Annotated in this window: 14 protein-coding genes; 11 read left to right on the top strand and 3 right to left on the bottom strand. The window is 38.3% G+C overall.

Translation table 11 applies throughout. The features are described from left to right. Positions 1 to 952 precede the first annotated feature (952 nt). The 9 genes from feoB to serB all read left to right on the top strand — a co-directional run bounded on the left by feoB (position 953) and on the right by serB (position 14,554). Positions 953 to 3,442, top strand: coding sequence for a ferrous iron transport protein B (gene feoB / locus QZL88_RS04345; RefSeq protein WP_296938819.1), 2,490 nt, complete (start codon positions 953 to 955; stop codon positions 3,440 to 3,442). Positions 3,443 to 3,929: 487 nt separating this feature from the next. Then, the gene (locus QZL88_RS04340) at positions 3,930 to 7,121 is read left to right on the top strand and encodes a SusC/RagA family TonB-linked outer membrane protein (protein WP_296938818.1); all 3,192 of its coding nucleotides are present in this window, start codon (positions 3,930 to 3,932) and stop codon (positions 7,119 to 7,121) included. A 22-nt stretch (positions 7,122 to 7,143) separates the two neighbouring features. Beyond that, complete coding sequence (locus QZL88_RS04335; RefSeq protein ID WP_296938817.1) at positions 7,144 to 8,667, top strand: SusD/RagB family nutrient-binding outer membrane lipoprotein; 1,524 nt, start codon at positions 7,144 to 7,146, stop codon at positions 8,665 to 8,667. 18 nt (positions 8,668 to 8,685) lie between these two features. After that, complete coding sequence (locus QZL88_RS04330) at positions 8,686 to 9,315, top strand: immunoglobulin-like domain-containing protein (RefSeq protein WP_296938816.1); 630 nt, start codon at positions 8,686 to 8,688, stop codon at positions 9,313 to 9,315. Between the two features lie 58 nt (positions 9,316 to 9,373). Further along, on the top strand, positions 9,374 to 10,039 hold the full coding sequence (locus tag QZL88_RS04325) for a lipid-binding protein (protein ID WP_296938815.1): 666 nt from the start codon (positions 9,374 to 9,376) through the stop codon (positions 10,037 to 10,039). A gap of 832 nt (positions 10,040 to 10,871) precedes the next feature. Continuing rightward, positions 10,872 to 11,501 carry an orotate phosphoribosyltransferase gene (pyrE, locus tag QZL88_RS04320; RefSeq protein ID WP_296938814.1) on the top strand — a complete coding sequence of 210 codons (630 nt, stop codon included), beginning with the start codon at positions 10,872 to 10,874 and terminating at the stop codon, positions 11,499 to 11,501. Between the two features lie 15 nt (positions 11,502 to 11,516). After that, positions 11,517 to 11,957 carry an SRPBCC family protein gene (locus QZL88_RS04315; protein ID WP_296938813.1) on the top strand — a complete coding sequence of 147 codons (441 nt, stop codon included), beginning with the start codon at positions 11,517 to 11,519 and terminating at the stop codon, positions 11,955 to 11,957. A gap of 3 nt (positions 11,958 to 11,960) precedes the next feature. Further along, complete coding sequence (gene argH, locus QZL88_RS04310) at positions 11,961 to 13,301, top strand: argininosuccinate lyase (RefSeq protein ID WP_296938812.1); 1,341 nt, start codon at positions 11,961 to 11,963, stop codon at positions 13,299 to 13,301. 32 nt (positions 13,302 to 13,333) lie between these two features. Then, the gene (gene serB / locus QZL88_RS04305; protein WP_296938811.1) at positions 13,334 to 14,554 is read left to right on the top strand and encodes a phosphoserine phosphatase SerB; all 1,221 of its coding nucleotides are present in this window, start codon (positions 13,334 to 13,336) and stop codon (positions 14,552 to 14,554) included. Positions 14,555 to 15,137: 583 nt separating this feature from the next. Here serB and QZL88_RS04300 read toward each other — a convergent pair. From QZL88_RS04300 to QZL88_RS04290, 3 genes are all read right to left on the bottom strand, one after another. Then, positions 15,138 to 16,751: an ATP-binding cassette domain-containing protein gene (locus QZL88_RS04300; protein ID WP_296938810.1), complete on the bottom strand. Its 1,614-nt coding sequence runs from the start codon at positions 16,749 to 16,751 to the stop codon at positions 15,138 to 15,140. Between the two features lie 212 nt (positions 16,752 to 16,963). Continuing rightward, on the bottom strand, positions 16,964 to 18,400 hold the full coding sequence (locus QZL88_RS04295) for a PDZ domain-containing protein (RefSeq protein ID WP_296938809.1): 1,437 nt from the start codon (positions 18,398 to 18,400) through the stop codon (positions 16,964 to 16,966). Positions 18,401 to 18,607: 207 nt separating this feature from the next. Beyond that, positions 18,608 to 19,324 carry a phBC6A51 family helix-turn-helix protein gene (locus QZL88_RS04290; protein WP_296938808.1) on the bottom strand — a complete coding sequence of 239 codons (717 nt, stop codon included), beginning with the start codon at positions 19,322 to 19,324 and terminating at the stop codon, positions 18,608 to 18,610. Positions 19,325 to 20,106: 782 nt separating this feature from the next. On the opposite strand from QZL88_RS04290, the gene QZL88_RS04285 reads away from it, so the two are divergent. Together QZL88_RS04285 and QZL88_RS04280 are read left to right on the top strand one after the other, a co-directional pair. Beyond that, complete coding sequence (locus tag QZL88_RS04285) at positions 20,107 to 20,943, top strand: helix-turn-helix domain-containing protein (protein ID WP_296938807.1); 837 nt, start codon at positions 20,107 to 20,109, stop codon at positions 20,941 to 20,943. Between the two features lie 91 nt (positions 20,944 to 21,034). After that, positions 21,035 to 22,234 carry a multidrug effflux MFS transporter gene (locus tag QZL88_RS04280; RefSeq protein ID WP_296938806.1) on the top strand — a complete coding sequence of 400 codons (1,200 nt, stop codon included), beginning with the start codon at positions 21,035 to 21,037 and terminating at the stop codon, positions 22,232 to 22,234. Positions 22,235 to 22,337 lie beyond the last annotated feature (103 nt).

Here is a 22,337-nt window from a genome sequence, read left to right as displayed (position 1 = left end):
GATATCTACATTCATTAACTACATTTAGTTAAAACCTGACACTTCTGACAGTTTTTCCATTGTTTTCATCTAACTGTCTTTGCTTTTTATATAAAAACCCTGTGTTACTCCTTTTACTCTGTGTTTAAATAAAAAGTAACAGTAACACTTTTTTCAGTAAATAGTTAGCAACTTATATCTTGTATCTTGTCTACTTTTTTCCCCTTATTCGGGGGCAAGGGGTCTATCAATACTTCAAAGAGTTATCAGCTATCAGCTAAAGACTACCAGCTCATTATATAGATAAACTTTTTCAAAAAGATTAAAATCCGAGTGTTTGGACTAAATAATATCGAGTAAAATTTGCGAAATAAAAACAAAGTTGTAATTTTACCGCTGGAAGAAAGGTGAATGAGGTGTTTAATTGTTACATCCCTCATCCCTACGGAAATATTTTTTACTTAACTTGTTTATTGAATTTACAAACAACCTTAGCAATTAATTTGCCCCAATAAAAGAAATATTATTTTTTGCAAAATTACAGAAATTTACTACAGTATTTATCCACGTAAGTAGCAATTATTATGATGATTAGATTTGAATTAAGTTGTTTGTATCACTTAGAATGATTTTGATATAACTCATATATACAAAACCAATGCGGCAGAGACACAATCGGATATATTGGGCATTTATTACTCCGACGATGGTTTTTATTATAAAAAATATAGTTTCATGCTTTTGCTTGTGAAAGTGGATTTGTGGGATTCGACCATTGAAGTATAACCTCTAAAGCATTGGTTTTTTTTATGTGCTTATAATACCCCCTAAAAAGTATATCGAATAAAATATATTCAAGGATAAAAGACGATTCTTTTTTATATTCATTCTAAATAATGCACATAAAAGTTCTTTATATCTAACAAAAAATACCCATCTTTGTAGCTCTATTATTAAATGAAAGATTGTTGGTATGCTTTTATCAGACCTGAGGACAGGAGAGAAAGGTGTTATTGTACGTGTTAATGGTAGCGGGGCCTTTCGTAAGCGCATCATGGAGATGGGCTTCATTAAAGGGAAAACCATTAAAGTTATCCTAAACGCTCCCCTGAAAGATCCGATCAAATATAAAATTATGGATTATGAGGTTTCCCTTCGCCGTAGCGAAGCGGGACTTATCGAAGTAATTTATCCCGAAATAAATAAGAAACAAGAGATTCTTAAGACAGAATCTTCTTTCAATAAAGACTTAGCCCATGAGGAATCTTCAATAGAAGAGCATTCTCCTAAGAATAAGAATAATTCGGATAATAAGAAGGTTATAACCGTAGCCTTAGTTGGTAATCCGAATGCAGGAAAAACATCCTTGTTTAATGTTGCTTCAGGAGCGCATGAGCATGTAGGGAATTACGGAGGAGTGACTGTCGATTCGAAGGAGGGACGATTTAAGCATGGTGGTTATATATTCAAAATCGTGGATTTGCCCGGGACATATTCTTTGTCGGCTTATACTCCCGAGGAGCTTTTTGTGAGACGCCATATTGTGGAAGATAAACCTGATGTTATCATTAATATTGTGGCCGCTTCCAATCTGGAGAGGAATTTATATCTGACAACTGAGTTGATAGATATGGAGGCTCCGGTTGTCATTGCATTGAATATGTATGATGAACTGAAAGAGAGCGGGGGTGAATTTGATTACGGGAAATTGTCTAAGATGATCGGTATTCCTATGGTTCCGACGGTGGCCAAAACCGGAGTGGGGGTAAATGATCTTTTCGATACGGTCATACGGATGCATGAAGATAAGGAGCCGACAGTGCGCCGGGTACATATATCTTATGGCAATATAGCAGAGAACTCGATAAGCAGGCTTAATATAAAGCTAGAAAAGGATAAGTCAGCTCAGCATGTTTTCCCCCGTCGTTATATTTCAATAAAATTACTTGAGAAGGATAAAGATATTGAGTCTTATGTATCTACTCTATCGAATGGTCAGGATTTATTGACTACAAGGGATGCCGAAGTAAAATATATTGAAGAAACATTAAAGGAAGATACAGAATCGACTCTCACAAATGCCCGTTATGGTTTTATTGCCGGAGGTTTGAAAGAAACGTTGAAGGAAAAAGCGAATGAGTCGGATCGTACACGTATTATTGACTCTATCGTTACAAATAAATATCTGGGATTCCCTATATTTTTCTTCTTTATGTGGGTGATGTTTGAATGTACTTTTCGTTTGGGCGGATATCCGATGGAGTGGATTGAGAATGGTGTTGGGGCATTAGGAGATTTTATCCGGGGGACTATGCCCGAGGGTATGCTCAAAGATTTGGTTGTAGATGGTATTATAGGAGGAGTGGGGGGTGTAATCGTCTTTCTGCCTAATATATTGATATTGTATGCTTTTATTTCTTTTATGGAAGACTCGGGTTATATGGCGCGGGCTGCTTTTATAATGGATAAAGTGATGCATAAGATGGGATTGCATGGTAAATCGTTTATTCCTCTGGTTATGGGCTTCGGGTGTAATGTGCCGGCTATTCTGGCTACACGTACCATTGAGAGTCGCAATAGCCGCATGATAACAATGCTAATCAATCCGTTTATGTCATGTAGTGCCCGATTACCGGTTTATTTACTTTTTGTCGGCGTCTTTTTTAAACCTTATGCTAGCTTTGTCCTTTTCGGACTTTATTTTATAGGCATATTGATAGCTGTAATATCGGCGCGGCTGTTTAAGAGATTCCTGTTTCCGAAAGAAGATACTCCATTTGTAATGGAGCTGCCTCCGTATCGAATGCCTACATTACGTGCCGTATCTATACATATGTGGGATAAATCGCGGCAATATCTGAGGAAAATGGGAGGGGTTATTCTGGTTGCATCCATTATTATTTGGTTCTTGGGGTATTTTCCCCGTGATAAAGAGCGTGAAATGCTGTTTGATAGCCAGATATCCAAAGTGGAGGCTCAATTCGATAATAATGAAATAAATGATGATCAGAAGGTCGAATTAATCGAGGCGGTTGAAGATCAACGTAATATAGCGCATCAGGAAGAATCTTACATTGGCCGTATTGGGAAGACTATAGAACCTGTGATGCGTCCTTTAGGTTTCGATTGGAAAATTAGTGTGAGTTTACTTTCCGGTATGGCGGCCAAAGAGGTTGTTGTGAGCACACTGGGTGTTTTGTATACAGGGGACTCTGAAAATCAGGAATCTCTCGAAGCTCGCCTAGTAAGTGACACTCAGGCTGACGGTACTCCGACCTTCACACCGTTGGTTATTGTCAGTTTGTTGCTTTTTGTGCTGATTTACTTTCCATGTGTCGCAACTATCGCTGCAATAAAGGAAGAATCCGGATCGTGGAAGTGGGGTGTTTTCAGTATCATTTATACTACTTTACTAGCTTGGGTTATCTCATTTTTGGTCTATCAGATTGGAAATATGTTGTAGATTTTACTTTTTTTATTCTAATTTGATGCTTAATGTTTATATTTTATTGATATAGTATTAAGGATATATGAATATTGGTTTCTCTTTCATATTTATAAGAAAATATGAATGAAAAGTGTTAAAATGGACTTTTAATTCATAGCGAAGAAGCACATTTTCAGAGTGTACTTATCACATCTTCTTTTTATTTCTTTCAAAATAACATATATTTAACTAAAATATAACAATTGACCTCTGATTTTATATTTGATTGACTTTGAATGCTTTCATATTGTTATATTTTATATAAATTAATCCAAAATTTTTTTTTTCGTGAAAAATGTCTAAATTTGCATATCAAAAAGCAAACTGATGCTAAAAAGCCCAATATAGTATTAAATTGTTAAATTGATATAAGATTAGAAGGGTTGCTTTTATTTTGAATAACAAGTGTTTGTATGTAATTGGGTTTGTATGTTGTTTTAATTTTTAATAAAGTAGTGTTTGTATGAAGAAAAGAGTGATGTTAATTCTATCCTGCTTATTTCTAAGCATAGGATTTATCGTAGCACAAACAACAAAAATTTCCGGTACTGTTGTCGACAGTAACGGAGAGCCTGTTATTAGTGCTTCGGTAGTAGTGAAGGGGACTACTGTTGGTACCGTTACAGACGTAGACGGTCAGTTTTCCATAAATGTACCTGAAGGAAGAAATACTTTGGTATTTACATTGGTGGGAATGAAGACAGCAGAACTGAGGATGTCTCAGGGTATGAGAGTTGTAATGGAGAATGATGAACATCTGTTGCAGGACGTTGTTGTTACAGCTTTAGGAGTTGCAAGAGATAAAAAAACACTGGGATATTCAGTATCTTCAATTAAGGGTGATGATATTGCCAATTCGAGAGCACTTAATCCGATGTCTGCCCTTCAAGGTAAGGTCTCGGGTGTAGAGGTTTCTTCATCCGGAACTCCGGGAGGAACGCAAAATGTAACTATCCGTGGATTTAACTCTTTTGGTAATAACCAACCTCTATATGTGGTAGATGGTATTCCTCTGACCAATAAACAAAACCAGTCGGGAAGCATTTCCGGAGGTGTGAATACATTGAATGCTCAGGCCGATTTTGGTTCAGGTATTAATGCCTTGAATCCGAATGATATTGAGAGCATGACTGTGTTGAAGGGGTCTGCTGCTTCGGCTTTGTATGGTTCTCGTGCAGCCCAAGGGGTTATTATGATTACAACTAAGTCGGGGAAAAATACCAACGGAAAACTGAAAATAGAATATAATGGCGGTATAACCGTTCAGCAAATCGGACGTCTACCGGACGAACAACAGATGTTCGGACAAGGTTGGAGCGGAGATCGTGCCTTGGATGAAAACGGAAGCTGGGGTGCCCGCTTCGATGGTAAAGACCGAGTTTGGGGTAATGTGGTGGACAATAGCCAGAAAATAAAACCTTATAATTATCTGAAAAACCGTATACGTGATTTCTATGATCTGGGCTTTGGGTATAACAATGCACTTTCATTGAGTGGTGGTACAGACAAGACCTTATATCATCTGTCGGTATCACATAACTATCTGGACGGCCCTATTCCCACCAATACCGATTCTTATAATCGCTTTACAGTTGCTTCGAATGCATCCCATAAAGCAAACAAGTTATTAATAAGTTCTTCTTTTAATGTCAGTGTAGAAAAGAATCGTGTATCGACAACGGGACAAGACCAATCGGTATATCGTTCATTAAATGAAATTGCTACTGATATTTCTATTGTTGACTTAAAAGATTATAATGATAAATTTAATAATCTGGATAATTATTTTACTCCATATGGCTTAAATCCATATTTTGTATTAAGTGCTAAGGAAGCATTGCAGAGGAAATATAAATTCTTCGGAAAAGTTCAACTAGACTATGATCTGTTGAGTAACCTCAAACTTACTTACCGTTTTGGTGGCGATTATGAAACATCTACTGCCGATATGCATTACGATGCAGTTTCTTTTACTCCTGGTTCTTATAACCGAAATGGCCCAGCCAATGCGGGTAGCTACTCGCAGGATAAAAGAGATTACTTGCAGGTTAATCACGACTATTTTGCTACATTCAATGAGCGGTTCGGAGATTTCTCTGTGAATGCGATTGTCGGAGGAAATGCCAATGAGCAGAAAATGACTCGTCTGTATGGGTCAATCTCTTCAATTGATATTCCCGGTTTTTATCATTTATCGAATACGCTTACTCCGGCCGTTGCCGAACAGACTAGTGACCGTTATCGGATACTAGGTGCTTATGTCAATGCAGATTTCGGATATCAGGATTACCTTTACCTGACGCTTACAGCACGTAACGACTGGTCTTCAGCCTTACCTAAAAAGAATAATTCATTCTTTTATCCTGCAGCGATGTTGAGCTTCATTGTTTCTGATTATATGAAACTGAAAAATATCAATACCGGCCCGCTTGATTATGCCAAAGTAAGATTATCATACGGACGGACAGGTAAAGACACAACTCCTTATTTCGTCTACGACCGCTTTGTTGTTGGATCAGTACTTAATCCGGGTTTCCCGAATGTTGACGATCTATCATTCCCGTTAGGAGGTATCAATGGTTATACAATCTCCAATACGTTAGAAAATCAGAATTTGAAACCTGAGTTGACCGATGAATTTGAAGTTGGGTTTGAAAGTTCTTTTCTCGATCAGCGTATAGGTCTTGAATTTTCATACTATAATAAACTGACAAAAGGATTGATTGCTACAATGCCAATAGACCCAACAGCTGGTTATACAGCCCAAAGGGCTAATTTAGGGGATGTACGCAATAGTGGAATAGAATTATCTCTTTCTTTAGTTCCTGTAAAAACCCGGGATTTCCAATGGGATATCACATACAATTTTACTAAAAACAATAATAAAGTGGAAACTTTAGGTGTTCCCGAAGTTTATTTGGGTGGATACGGAGGAATAGGTATTTACGCTGTTGAAGGCAAGCCGCTCGGTCAGTTTAAAACCCAAAAGGCTTTGACTGTGAATATTGATGGAGTGGACCATACCGTGGTCGATGGAGCCGGGAATCCTCAGCCAACCCCTAATGAAGTTTTCTTGGATAAAGATATTAACGAAAAATACCGGATGGGATTGACCAATACCTTTACATATAAAGGTATTTCATTGTCGGCAACATTAGATCTTCGCTATGGAGGATATATTTACTCCTATTCCAAGGATTATCTGGGCTGGGTAGGTAGTGGCCCTGAAACGGCATATAATGATCGAAATCCATTTCTTATACCAAATTCGGTTGTGCAAAATGGTACGGATACAAACGGTAATCCTGTGTATGTTGAAAATACGACTCCCGTCGATCCAACATCTTTAAATACATTTTATAGCAATGGTGGATTTGAATATTCGGATAATAATGTTATCGACCGTTCATACTTGAAACTTCGTAATGTAAGTCTGGCTTATCAACTACCGAAAAAAATCTGCGAAAAACTTAGGGTTTCTTCTTTAAGAGTATCAGCTACAGCATCTAATATATTGCTGTGGACTCCGAAAGATAATATGTATATTGATCCGGAAGTAACAACTTGGGGTAACGACATTTCTTCCAAATTCGGGGAGTTTGCATCCACACCTCCGTATCAATCCTATGTATTTGGAGTACAACTGTCATTTTAAAAGCGATTAAACAGTAAAGATTATGAAAAGAAAATTATTAATTATATTATCCGCTATCTTCTTATTGTTCACAACCGGATGTAGCGATTGGTTAGATATTAATCATGATCCAAACGCATTGGCAGAAGTGCCGGATCCAAAGGTATTGCTGCCGGCTGTGGAAATGGGTGTTGCCAACAACCTGATGGGTTGGGATTTCGGATTTGGTGGAGCTTATTGGGTAGAATACTGGGCTCAGTCTTATACCGCATCTCAATTTAAATCATTAAGCGAATACTTGCCGCAGGAATTCAATACGGCTTATCAGTCGCTGACAAGTCAGCCGATGCTTGATTTGGAATATATCAAGGCTAATACGAAAGATAGCGAAAATAAAGGATATTACTTCGTTGCAGAAGCTTTATCTATTTTTACTTGGCAAATCATTACCGATGTCTGGGGTGATATGCCCTATTCTGAAGCATTAAAGGCAAAAGAAGGAATTTTTCATCCCAAGCAGGACAAGCAGGAAGATATATATGCTGATTTATTAAAAAGGGTAGATGATCTTTTGGCAATTGATTTAACCGGATCTTCCATTGACGGAACTTACGATTACATATATAAAGGTGATATGGCAGAATGGCATAAATTTGCCAGTGCGTTGAAGCTGAAGTTGATGATACGTCTATCTGAAACTTCTCTATATGATAATGCTAAAACATTGAACTATATTAAGAGTGCGGATATGTTAACGTTGAGCGCTAAAATCTCCGGCAAAATATGGAACGATGATATGGAAGGTAAACGTCATCCTATGCGCGAATTTCAACAGGGGGAGGCTAACTACATCTCTACAAATGTAATTGCATGTAAAACTTTTTTTGACTATTTAAAAGTAAATGCTGATCCCCGTTTGGCTAAGCTGTTCTCTGGTGAAAAAGCTGCATTTTTCGGCGATTTCAACTCGAAAGAAGACTCTGATGGAAACGGAACGACAGACGATAAAGAAACATACGCTACTGCTGTTTTACCTGAAGATATGGATTTGATGTTGATGACAGATTGGGAGGTGAATTTTTACATTGCCGAAGTGTACGCCCGCGCAGGGGATGCTAAAGCCAAGGATTATTATGAAGCCGGAGTAAAAGCATCGTTGAATCAACACGTTATTATTAACGCAGACAAAAAGCCTGATTATTCCATTTTGGAAACTGGTTATGCAAAATGGACAGGTGGGAATGTAGAGACTCAGATAAAACAAATTGCTATGCAGAAATGGGTCGCTAATTGCAACTATCAGCATATAGAAGCATTCTTGGAACGTAACCGTACTAAATATCCTTCAGTAAACGAAATTGATATTGCTGCTGACAGGAAGAAGGCATGGATTGATTTTCCTGTAGGCGACCTGACAATATCGGTTAGAGGAAGAGCCTTGTTGGGCGGTAATTTACCGGCTTCTCCTTTATATCCTTCATCTTATAGGGACAGAAATAATAATGCACCTTCACAGAAGCCCAATGTTGGAGAAAAAGTATGGTGGAATCAAAAACAAGGTAAGTAATTGCAAAAATTGAAGAATATGAAAATATTATATAAATATAGTCTGATAATCGCTTCTCTATTTTTTCTTTTATCCTGCGATAAAGACACAGAAGATGTTTCAAGAATAACAGAGTACGCCTCATTTGAAATGCAAGGTGATAATTTTATGTATATTCTTGCTAACTCTACATTTACAGAGCCGGGTGTTAAGGCAACAGAATCAGGAGTAGAAATACCCGTAGAAACGAAAGGTACAGTGAATACAGCTGTTCCAGATGTTTATGCTATTCAGTATTCTGCAACAAATTCAGATGGCTTTCCTGCCTCGGTATTAAGAAGAGTTGCAGTTGTGCCAGCTATTCCGACAACAGATCTTTCTGGCGAGTATCAACTTGTGCATGCTACCCGTAAAAATAAAATAACTATTACGAGAGTCGATGGATTTTTAGGCTATTATCATGCTACAGACAGTTGGTGGCAGACTTATGCCATAGCACTTGATTTTGTTGATATGGGGGACGGTACAATAAAAATTTTGCCGGGCTCATCCCCTTACGGAGCACATTATGGAACGGGAAATATTTTGCCTGACGGACAAATTCAGTTTGTTGTTACTTTGCCTAACCAAGGTAATATGACTTATAGTACAACTTATAAATTACAATAAAAAATACGGGAAGAGTATGAAAAAAATATTTTATATATTATCTGTTTTCGCTGCTCTGATGTTTACATCATGCTTGCAAGAAAAAGATAACTGGTATTCAGAAACCGCAGCATTGGATGGACGTTATGTTGTAGCTACATCGTGTGCAGAATATTCTGATGATGACACTTCCATCGAAGACGGAGAAGAAGTTATGATCTATAATTCTGCTGCCAATGTAAATGATGAAATTTGGATTGATACACATGTTGCCGGTACAGCAGTCAAAAGTAAATTTAAAATTACAGGAGATGCTTCAGGCTTTAAAGGTGTAACCGCAGAGTCTAGTAATGTAAGTACTCTATCGTCTTATATTTATGTAAATGGCGGTTTCTATAATCCGGCAACATATACAAAACCTACTGCAGTTGGTCAATTAATTGGTGGTATCCAAGTATATAGTCGTGTAACACTGGTAGAAGGGAAAGTTACTCCAAAAAGCGCTACAACTATTGGAGGTAATGTATCAGATGGTGTTTATATTAAGGTAATAACACATAATGACTATGTTCAATTTATCGGTGTACTAGTACCTGAAAAGGATTGGACGGTTCCCGGCGTGCCTGAGTTTGTATGGCAATTAAAAGAGGGAAGCAATACGCCTGCCGATAGTGATGGTATGGATGAAACGTGGACCCTCGAAGGTTATCGTTACACTGGATATCCAGAAGATGCTACCCATTAATTTATTACTATAGAGGACTTTTGTAATTTCTTACAAAGCCATAATATTTAAACAGTAGTAAGGTGTCACCTTGCTACTGTTTTATATTTATATGTTTTTATTTCTTTTAACCCTCTATTAACGCCAATATTCATATTACTACTATATCTTTGTGTTTAGAAATGGAGGATATATAAGATATGTTTCAAGAAATAATAGTTGGTATAATCGGACTTTGCGTAGCTGTATTAATAATCTATAAAGTGTACGGCTTTTTCTTTTCGAAAAATGAACAAAAAGGAAGTTGCGGATGTTCAAATTGTGGATGCAGTACAAAGCAGAAGTCAGTTAAATATTGATATATTATTTGTGTATCCGAATTATTCTATCTATATTTGATATAGAAAATAAAACAAAGCTTAGTCTAAGTCGTGTTGGTCGATTGGGAAGCTCATCAATTAATAAAATATCCGAGACAAGCTTTTGATTCTAATGGCGGGCCACACCTCCGGGTTGCTTAGCACGGTGGATTACAAAGGGATCGAAGCGCTCAAATCCTGTTTTACGGAGTTTCGGCTATATCCACCAATACGACTTTTATATACAATGGGAGTTATCCGAAAAGGGTAATTCCCATTGATTTTATTATTAATTACGTTCTTAAATAACAGAAAATATTTAATGGTATATTCTTAATCTTATACCTGGCATTGGATATTATATCCATCAAAATAGTGAGGAAGCCCATAACTTTATTCGCATTTTCTTTATGCTATATTTTCTTTTATTCTACCTATTAATTGTATATTTGTAGCCAGATAATGTTGATTGTTGTTATTTAGAAAAGATAAATATGAACACTTTAGAAAAACTGACAGCTGAGAAGCTTCTTAGTATCAGAGCCATTAAACTACAGCCATCCAATCCATTTACATGGGCTTCAGGCTGGAAATCACCCATCTATTGTGATAATCGAAAATTGATATCGTATCCTAGAATACGTACATTTATAAAAATCGAACTAAGCCGTTTGATTATAGAAAACTTTCCGGAGGTAGATGCAATTGCAGGAGTAGCTACAGGGGCCATTGCTCCCGGAGCATTAGTTGCAGATGCTCTAGGTTTGCCTTTTGTATATATTCGTTCAACACCAAAAGATCATGGTTTGGAAAATCTGATCGAAGGCGAATTGAAGCCCGGAAGTAAAGTTGTCGTCGTAGAGGATTTAGTATCTACCGGTTCCAGTAGCTTGAAAGCGGTTGAAGCTATCCGTCGCGATAGCTCAGATGTTATTGGGATGGTTGCTAACTTCACTTATGGTTTCCCTATTGCTACCGAAAAGTTCAATGCAGCAGGAGTTCAGTTATTGACATTAACTAATTACGATGCTGTTTTAGACGAAGCTTTGAGAATAGAATATATTGCCGAATCCGATCTGGAAACTTTGCAGGAATGGAGAAAAGCTCCTGCTGATTGGAAATAAACTGGTGAAAATTGCATGACAGAATTTGTTAGTGAGATAAAGACGATTCCACACTCTGATGTGGATGTTTACTCTGTGCTTTCCGATTTGAATAATCTGGAACTAGCCAAAAATATAATACCTCAGGATAAAGTTAAAGACTTTACTTTCGATACCGATTCGTGTACTGTATCTGTCGATCCTGTAGGTAAAATCAGATTTGTAGTGGTAGAGCGTGAACCTAATAAGAATATTAAGTTTCAGGCCGAGCAATTGCCTTTTGGTGTGACTATGTGGATACAATTGGTGCCAACCAATAACGTTGAAACAAAAATGAAGCTAACCATAAAAGCAGATTTGAATCCATTTTTGAAACCAATGGTTAGTAAACCATTGCAGGCAGGATTGGACAAAGTAGCTGAAGGTTTAGCAGGCCTCCCCTACAACGATATTTTGAATAAAGGAACAATAGAATAAAGAATGAAACTTTGGGAAAAAAGTGTTCAGGTAAATAAAGATGTAGAGTCTTATACAGTAGGGCATGACAGGGAACTGGATATATATCTTGCTCCATACGATGTACTTGGTTCTATGGCCCATATCACAATGCTTGAGTCTATCGGGTTACTTACCAAAGATGAATTATCAGTTCTTCTTAAAGAACTGAAAGAAATTTATGACATCGCGGTTGCCGGCAACTTTCATATAGAGGATGGTATTGAGGACGTACATTCGCAAGTAGAACTGATGCTTACCCGTAAATTAGGGGATATTGGAAAAAAGATACATAGCGGGCGTTCCCGCAACGATCAGGTACTTGTAGATTTGAAACTTTTCACCCGGGATCAGATTCGTGCACTTGTTGATTCAGTTACTGCCCTGATTGATGTTCTCCTTACCCAAAGCGAAAAGTATAAAGATATCCTGATGCCGGGATATACCCATTTGCAGATTGCAATGCCGTCATCATTCGGACTATGGTTCGGAGCCTATGCCGAAAGCTTGGTAGATGACCTGCAATTGCTTTTGGCTGCATATAAAATATGTAATCGGAATCCTTTGGGTTCGGCTGCTGGATATGGTTCATCATTCCCCCTGAACAGGCAAATGACTACAGACCTGTTGGGCTTTGATTCTATGGACTATAATGTGGTCTATGCCCAAATGGGGCGGGGCAAAATGGAGCGTATAGTTTCATTTGCCATAGCAAGTATAGCTGGTACATTATCAAAGCTCTCATATGATGCATGTTTGTATAATAGTCAGAACTTCGGATTTATCAAATTGGCTGATGAATATACAACAGGATCGAGCATTATGCCACATAAGAAGAACCCCGATGTATTTGAGCTGACACGTGCTAAATGCAACAAGCTACAGGCATTGCCTAATGATATAACACTGATTATAAACAACCTTCCATCAGGGTATTTCCGTGATTTGCAGATTATAAAGGAATTGTTTATTCCTTCATTCGAGGAGATGAATGATTGTCTGCATATGGTAGCACGTATGATGAATGAAGTGAAGATAAATGAAGATATACTTGATGACCCTAAATATCTTCTCATATTCAGTGTAGAAGAAGTAAATAGATTAGTGCTGGAGGGTGTTCCTTTTCGCGATGCGTATAAGCAGGTTGGTTTAGATATCGAAAAAGGAAACTTCGTTCATAATAAGAAAGTGAATCATACCCACGAAGGTAGTATAGGTAATTTATATAACGACCATATAGACTTATTGAAGCAGCAAGTCATCGGTCAGTTCAATTTCAAAAAAGTGATGTCAGCAGAGCAGGCATTGCTCGACTCCATTAATTAACCCCGATATTATAAGAAAGAAGTTCTCTTGATATGGAAGATTCAGAAATAATACTAGCTAGTCTGTCCGGAGAGGATAAACCCGGTGTAACAGCGGCTCTAACTGCCGTATTGGCAAAGCATAACGCTAATATTCTTGATATAGGCCAGGCGAATATACATCATTCGCTGTCATTGGCAATTATGTTTGAAGCTAAGAATGCAGGAGAGGTAATCAAAGATCTCCTGTTTAAGGCAACTGAGGTAGGTGTTATTATCCGCTTTTCTCCTATTAGCAAAGAAGAGTATATGCGCTGGGTTTGTCTGCAAGGTACAAAGAATCGCTATATTGTAACCATGCTAGGGCGTACACTTAGTCCCAGCCAGATATCGGCTGTGGCACAAATAAGTCAGAAGTACAAGCTAAATATAGAAAAGATAATACGACTAACTGGTCGTGTTCCGTTGGAGACTGAAGAACGTCCAAGCCGTTCATGTATAGAATTGGCAATACGGGGCACGGTAGATGATGTTCAGCAGTTGAAGCATGACTTTATGAAACTGGCTGATGATCAAGGTATCGATATCGCATTTCAGGTAGAAAGTATGTATCGCCGTATGCGCCGTCTGGTCTGTTTCGATATGGATTCTACTCTGATTCAGACAGAAGTGATAGACGAACTTGCTGAACGTGCAGGAGTAGGAGAGGAGGTGAAAGCTATCACCGAATCGGCTATGCGTGGCGAGATTGATTTTTCCGAAAGCTTTAAGAAAAGGGTGAGCCTTCTCAAAGGGCTGGATGAGTCCGTGATGAAAGATATTGCAGAGAATCTACCTATAACAGAAGGGATGACCCGCCTTATCCGCATCTTGAAAAAGAGTGGCTGTAAACTGGCTATCCTTTCCGGAGGATTTACCTATTTTGGCAACTATCTGAAAGAGAAATACGGGTTCGACTATGTATATGCTAATGAGCTTGAGATAGAAGATGGTAAACTTACCGGAAACTATGTGGGCGATATTGTAGATGGTAAGCGTAAAGCTGAGCTGCTGCGCTTATTGGCCCAGGTAGAGAAAGTAGATATGCGTCAGACTGTAGCAGTCGGAGACGGAGCCAATGATTTGCCTATGCTAGGTATTGCCGGACTTGGTATTGCTTTCCATGCTAAGCCTAAAGTAAAAGCGAATGCTAAACAATCATTATCCACTGTTGGATTGGATGGTATCCTTTACTTCCTTGGATACAGAGATTCTATGCTTGTAGGCGAAGAGTGATTTATTGAAGAAGATCTTATATTATAACCTTCTATTATGCTATATAATAGAAGGTTATTCATTTATATGGGGATAATGCCGGTAAGCCTTATTATTGTGTATTTTAAAGTTGATATCTTAGAGGAGCTATTTTTCCAATAACCATTAGCTCAATATTAACTTTCGCAAGCAAATAATTGAGTCGTAAGGTCGGTAAAAAGTAAGGAGACTTACATGGTTGTTGGCGGTTATAAATGCCCAGAACACCCTATGAATAGCTCCTCCTTGATATTTTTCTCAATGTTTTTATTTGTGATATGAAGTTTCGTTTGTCTTGTAAAAAAAGGAGCTGATATTCCTAATAATTGTATATTTTATTGTGTAAATATAACACAATTTATTCTGTTGTAGCAAATATATCTGCAGATTCTTTTAATATTTAACAATATCCTGTTAAATAATCAGCGTATTAAAATCAGAAAGAACGGGGTTTAGATACTCCCGTTCTTCTTTATATAACAATAGCTAAGTAAGAGAAATGTTTAACACAAAGTTATTAAAACCTCACAACCTATAACTGCTTTTGATGCAAAAGCCTAGTGCCTTATTTATACATTTTTTCTCTCAAAGCCTTTATTTCATCAGATGTGATATAATCATCATAGTCCATGATTTTGTCGATAGTACCGTTCGGAGTAAGTTCTATTACCCTGTTACAAACAGTTTGAATAAATTCGTGGTCATGTGACGACATTAGTACGTTACCTTTAAGCTGTATCAGCGTATTATTAAAAGCCTGTATCGACTCCAGATCCAGATGATTAGTCGGTGAATCCAACACAAGGCAATTTGCACTTTTCATCATCATACGGGCAATCATACAACGCATCTTTTCTCCTCCCGACAGCACTTTGGTATTCTTCAGCACCTCTTCGCCGGAGAATAACATTCTGCCCAAGAAGCCCTTTATGTAAATTTCACTGGTATCGTCAGAGAACTGGGCAAGCCAGTCTATCAGGTTCAGATCATCTTTAAAATAATCGCTGTTATCCAGTGGCAGGTAAGCAGGTGTTATAGTCTGTCCCCAGCTGAATGTTCCTGTATCAGGTTGTACATAATCGTTTATGATTTCGAAGAAGGCAGTCATCGCACGCGGATCTCTTGACAGGAAGATTACCTTGTCTTCTTTCTCTATGTTGAAACTTACATTGTCGAACAGTTTTTTCCCTTCGATCGATTTGCTTAGTCCGTTTACTTCCAGTATTTTATTGCCCGGCTCACGGTCCGGGGTAAAGATAATACCCGGATATTTACGGGACGATGGCTTAATTTCTTCAATATTCAGCTTCTCAATCATTTTCTTACGGCTGGTAGTCTGTTTGGACTTCGCTACATTGGCACTGAAACGGCGGATAAATTCTTCGAGTTCCTTTTTCTTTTCTTCCGCTTTTTTGTTTTGCTGTTGTTGTTGGCGTAGTGCCAACTGGCTGGATTCGTACCAGAAACTGTAGTTACCGGCAAACATGGTTACTTTGCCAAAATCGATGTCTACAGTATGAGTACATACCGAGTCGAGGAAGTGACGGTCGTGCGATACGATCAGAATTGTATTTTCTGCATTTGCAAGATAATTTTCCAACCACATCACTGTTTCTATATCGAGGTCGTTGGTAGGCTCGTCGAGCAACAGGTTGTCCGGATTACCGAAAAGCGCACGGGCAAGTAGAATTCTCACTTTCTGCTTACCGCTTATATCTCCCATTATCTGATAATGCAATTCCTCAGGAATTCCAAGTCCGCTAAGTAGCATCGCAGCATCGCTCTCTGCATTCCAACCTTCCAGTTCTGCAAATTTTTCTTCCAGTTCCGAGGCTTTAATACCATCAGCGTCTGTAAAATCTTCTTTGGCATACAATGCATCTTTTTCCTTCATTATATCCCAAAGTACTGTGTGCCCTTGTAATACGGTATCCATCACCGACTGGCTGTCAAATGCAAAGTGATCCTGCGCCAATACAGAAAGCCGTTCACCTGATCCTAAGGCGAAAGTTCCGCTGGTTGCATCTTTTTCTCCACTCAGAATTTTCAGGAAAGTGGATTTCCCTGCGCCATTGGCTCCTATTATGCCATAGCAATTACCACTTGTAAACTTCAGATTCACATCTTGAAATAATACACGTTTACCAAACTGAATACCTAAATTTGAAACTGTTATCATCTTTTCTTTCTTTGTATACTTTATATATAGATAAACCAGTTATGAAATCATAACCGTAAATCGGGCGCAAAGGTACAATTTTTTAGCCTGATTTTATAATAGATAGCTGTTAATAGTGGGTTAAATTATATCTCTATGCAAAAAACAGAGTCTATAAAAGATCTACTGCTTTATTTAGCATTAATAAATTGAGATGAGTACAAGATTCTGTACTACAATGCTTTTACAACAACAGACTTCCTTATCTCGGGAGTTACGCTGAATACCCTGTTTTGCATACCATCCCAAGCTTCTACGGTAATCTTGTTGTCCGATTTGCTGTTCACATACTTCTCGAAATCGTACAGATAAGAAAATTGAGCAAGGTATTGCGACTTGTTTAGTTCCTTAGCTATTTCGGGATAATATCCTACATTCCAGAGCATACATTCCGTATATCCTCCAGCATTGGTAAACCGGGTAGCCTGATCGCGGAATACCATTGTTTCGGCAATAAAGCGTTTATAGGCTTCCGACAGGCTTTCTTTAGTGTGCTCAAATTTCCTGTTGTTGATCTTCTTTATGACGTATCCAGGGCGTATACCTGCCTGATAAGCAGGGGAATCCATGTCTACGTCTTTTACTGTAACCAGATCATCTGCATCGAAGTACATCCCTGTATAATTATACCTGTTAAAATCCACTTTGTATCGCGCCTCAGTTTTCGGTACCGAATATGGAAATTGCTTTAGCATAAGCGGAGTGTGCAGTCTGACATATTCCTCCAGTGTATATTTAGAAGATAGATAGTCTTTTATGTTACAGTCCCATATTTGTGTCAGTTTCGATGGATTAATGTATTTGCGGTCGTAAAAGCTGAATCCATATTCTACTATATATTGGGCAACTTTGTCTACATTAGGTTCGTTAGTATCGAAGATAGGCAATAATACCATTTGTTGTTTATCCACATCGAACCGCCATGTACCCGGTGCATAATTAGGATTATTCAATCCTGTGAATTTTGTATTAGGTTCATAATTATAATAAGCCTGTACCACGATATCAGGGTCGGATGTATCCCGGACAAGGCCTTTTGCTTCCAGATCTTTTGCCAACAGGGCAGTTATCTGGCTATCGATAGCAGGTACGGGCTTGCCGTCTTTATAGAAATCGTAGGTATGATAGTCGTAGAAGTCGACATCTTTATCGGGTTGTACATACAATGGGAGGGTGAATATCCGTTCACTGGTGTTTTCGAGACTGTAAAACGAAAAGATTTTAGACAACTCCATTTCACTTACCGAATTGGTAGCGATACATTTACGCGAGAGAGTGTACTCTTTGAAATATGCATTCATATTCCGTATGGTGAATGTAACGGTGGGTGCATACATATCTTCAAACAGCCAGTTGGCTATCGTCTGATTGTCGCGGAGGTAAGTTGCCTTTCCGTTTATTTCCATTATGATGTCTCCTATTTTTATACCTGCTCTCTCAGCCGGAGAATTAGGTTCTACCTCTGTGATAATCAACTCGCCGTATCCCCAGTTTTTGTTTTCACTTACATCGAAAGTAAACCCGAAATAGCAGTTTTTATTGTATACTTGCGATTTTGTATAATGAGTGAATATTGTAAAAAGTAACAGTGTAAAAAGTAATCTTTTCATTTTAGGTACAAGAATTGAAAATTTTTTTAAGACGCAAATATATGATTTTTTTGTGAATATTCTCATTTATAACTCTATGAGGTTAGGTTAAACGGAGTTAACAGTTAGCAGTAAACAGTCATCAGTCAACAACTCGTATCTAGTATCTTTTTCTAAAAAGGTAACAAAGGTAACACTTTTTCCACTTTTTTTCACCTGCTACATATTTCATTTTCTACGTCTCTTTTTTCTTTTACTCTGTTGACTCACAGCCTTTCGATTATTATTAGCAATCAGCTTCCGCTTTATTTCCTGACGGGCTGCAAACGCCTTATCCATCCGCTCAAAATATTCATTCATTTCTGCTTCATCAATCTCAGAGCTATCTTCATCGCCATTCTCTGCTATGTACTGTTCCATATCATCATCTTCCACCTCCGCTATCTCTACTGATACAAGTACGGGTTCTCTCTCCGGCTCCTCATTTAGTTCGAATGTTTCAATACTACTGTTTTCCTTACCTTTCCATGAGTCGGATTGCTCCTCGCCTTGCGGTGGACGGGAAAGGCTTTTCCTGTCCTGCCTGTCCAACAGCAGTTTTATGGTACGCAGATCGGGCAGGCAATTCTTCCGTTTTATCGTTTTCGATTGTAAGGACACTCTCTCCGGATTACCGGGATCAGGCAGGTAAATCTCTTTTTCTTCAACCATGATATATCCGTCGAGCCGTTTTTTCAGGGACGAATATAACATCTGGCGAGTTCTTTCCTCCCGCTGATTCTCGGCCTTAGCTATTTCCCGTGCCAGTTCGGGCTTGGTGTCTTTCCACGTGTAAAATGTTTTACGGCTGATACCCATTACCCTGCATATTTCAGCCACCGAACAAAAATCATCTTCTATCAGGGATACGATTTTTTCTACTGATTCTTCACTATATTTTGCCATAAGGTTTTTATGGTATAGATAAATGATTTGGGATTTGATAATGATTTGAAATATAAAATCGTTCGATTTTTTTACTACGCGCAATCGAAGATTGCTTGCGTTCCTTTTGGCCTAAGCCCCAAAAGGAACCAAAAATGCTTTAGCGCCCCGCTTCAACGTCCGACCCATAACGGACTCAAAGGCTGAACAAAAAAACTCGCTCCGGGATGTATATAATACGCATCAGCGGATAAGCTCAAACACGTTTTTGTTTTTAACGCCTTTTTCGTCCTATGGGTGCCCCGTACTTAAAGCTAACGGCGCCGCTGACGCACGTGTGGCTAAAGCCCGGAAAACCTTTGTCCTGTCGTCGCATCGCGATTCCGGCCTCGTCCCGCAGGCGGGGTACCCAATCCGTAAAGCGTAGGTGTAGGGCAAAATACGGTAGCTGCTATACTCTGCTGATAATCCGGCTAAAGATGATTCCGTATTATTTTGCCCCACCGAAGCTGCGGCTTTGGGTCGCCGAAGGGATGCAGCCTTGATTTTTGTTTCGTTTTGCATCAAGGCAAAATGAATTGGAGCGAAGCGGAATTGAAAATCGGCGGAGCCAAATCGGCGTTAGCCAAATACAAGCCGACTGGCGCGTTAGAGAAATCGAACATTAAAACTCAACTACTGAATCTGCTATTTATAACATTTAGTGCTTAAGATCGTTTAAGCGAAAGCCAAATTCTATTAACTTTACATATAAAACTTTTATAACAGGACAGCTAGTATTATAAAAGTATCTTTTATGCTAAATGATACAAAAAGAAAATAAACATGTATTCCTCAATAAGTTAAAAGAGGAACCTTTCATCGAAATATTCCGCCTGCAGGATATGGGAGATGATACTATATTTGAAAATTATCAGCGATACGACTTCTATCAGTTGCTATGGTTTACCAAAGTGGGCGGTGATGATATTTACTTTCTGGACTTCAATGAATATAAAATCGAGAAAGACCAGATTGTGCTTATCTTTCCCGGACAAATAGATAAACTGGATGTGGAAGGCAAAGAAGGCTATCTGTTCACTATACATAATGATATCTTTTATAATATAAGCCTACAGCTTAATTCCGACTATCTGAACGGATATTTTTCCAATACCTTTATTTCATTAGATATCGATACCAAAGTAAGATTGGAAAAGATAAATGAACTTATATTTCTGGAATATAATTCAGGAAACAGACTCGGCCTGATGAAAAGCTACATGGAGGCCCTTCTGTTCCATGTATCAGCTCTTTTCGAAGATTCACACACATTAAATAACGGGGACATATTTGTTGCCGAGTTGATGAAACTTATAGATAATAATTTCATCTGTGAAAAAGAAACCGATTTCTATGCCAATTCACTAGGTGTTACTAACAGGAAGATAAACGAACTGTGCAAGAAAGGTACAGGAAAAACAGTCAAACAGCACCTTCAGGAAAAATTGATACTGGAAATAAAAAAAGAGATACGCCTGCGCAGGAAGAGTCTGAAAGAAATAGCTTTCGACCTGGGTTTCAATGAACCGGCTTACTTTACACGCTTCTTTAAACAACATACGAATCTTACCCCGACCGAATTCAGAGATAATAAATAGCCCATATGTGCAAGTAATCGGCCCATAATTGTAAGAGACAGACTGAACATCTTTTCTACTTTTGTCCACCAATAAAAGTAAAAAAGCATTTATGAAAAATTTAAGTTTAGTACAGTGGCTGGTTATTCTTGTCCTGGCATTATTAACAGCTTTAGAACCTCTTAGCATCGATCTTTATCTACCCGGATTCATAGATATATCCGAAGCATTCGGAACTACTACCGCTGCCGTTCAGATTTCATTATCCACATTTCTGGGAGGATTTGCCATCGGACAGTTATTTTGGGGACCTTTGGCAGACAGATTCGGGCGGAAAAAGCCTATCTTATTATCTCTGGCTATTTTTATTGTAGCATCCTTTGCCTGCATTTATGTAAAAACCATCGAACAACTTTGGGTAATGCGCTTTATTCAGGCAATCGGCGGTTGCGGCGGTATTGTTATTTCACGTGCGGTAGTTACCGACTATTTTGAAAAATCGAATACCTTAAAAATATATTCCTTACTTGCCCTGATAATGGGTATTGCCCCTATTATTGCTCCGGTACTAGGAAATGAAGTATTGAAACTATTCCACTGGGAAGGCTTATTCGAAGCAATGGGGGTACTGGGTATCCTTTTATTCCTACTCACTATATTCTGCTTGCCGGAAACGTATAAGAAGAGTGAAGTAAAAACAAATAGTAATGTATTTAAAGATTATCTGAAAATACTCAGAATCAGAAAGTTTGTCGTCTATGCACTTATCGCCGGTATTGTAAACGGGGCCCTGATGATATATGTAGCCTACGGTCCATTTCTGATAATGGAAAAAGGAGGGTTTTCTAGTAACAGCTTCAGCCTGATATTTGCTATCAATGCATTCGGTCTGATGATCGCTTCATATCTTACAAATATCCTCCAAAAATATATTCCGACAAGCAAACTGGTAAAACATGCCTTGCTGTTTATGTTTGCAATGAGTTCCGTCCTACTTGTTACCATGTACTTAAACATGAATATCTATGCAATACTTGTAGTCTTATTCCTGTATATCTTCCCTATCGGAATATTATTCCCGACAACGACCGAATTAGCTATTACACCATTTGCAGAAACGAATAATAGTGGTACTGCATCGGCCCTGTTCGGTTCCATCCAGTTGCTGATGGCATTTATATGCTCGATACTGGCTAACTTAGTTAATGACGGATCGGTTATTGCAGTAGGCTTCGCATTCTTCCTTTGCACATTATTATCATTTGTGATTGTTTTCAGCAAAATAAACCTGAAAGAAGAATATAGCTGTTGATCTCTCTTTAAATTAACCACTTATAATTCCTCTCATATAAAGTCCCGGTTTTTATTTAAAAATCGGGGCCTTTATTTAACTACCGTTAAATAAAAATACATAC

It is taken from the genome of uncultured Dysgonomonas sp. (assembly GCF_900079725.1).
Taxonomy (GTDB): Bacteria; Bacteroidota; Bacteroidia; order Bacteroidales; family Dysgonomonadaceae; genus Dysgonomonas.
The sequence above is the reverse complement of the archived record's forward strand: the minus strand, read 5'-3'. Positions and strand labels throughout refer to the sequence as shown.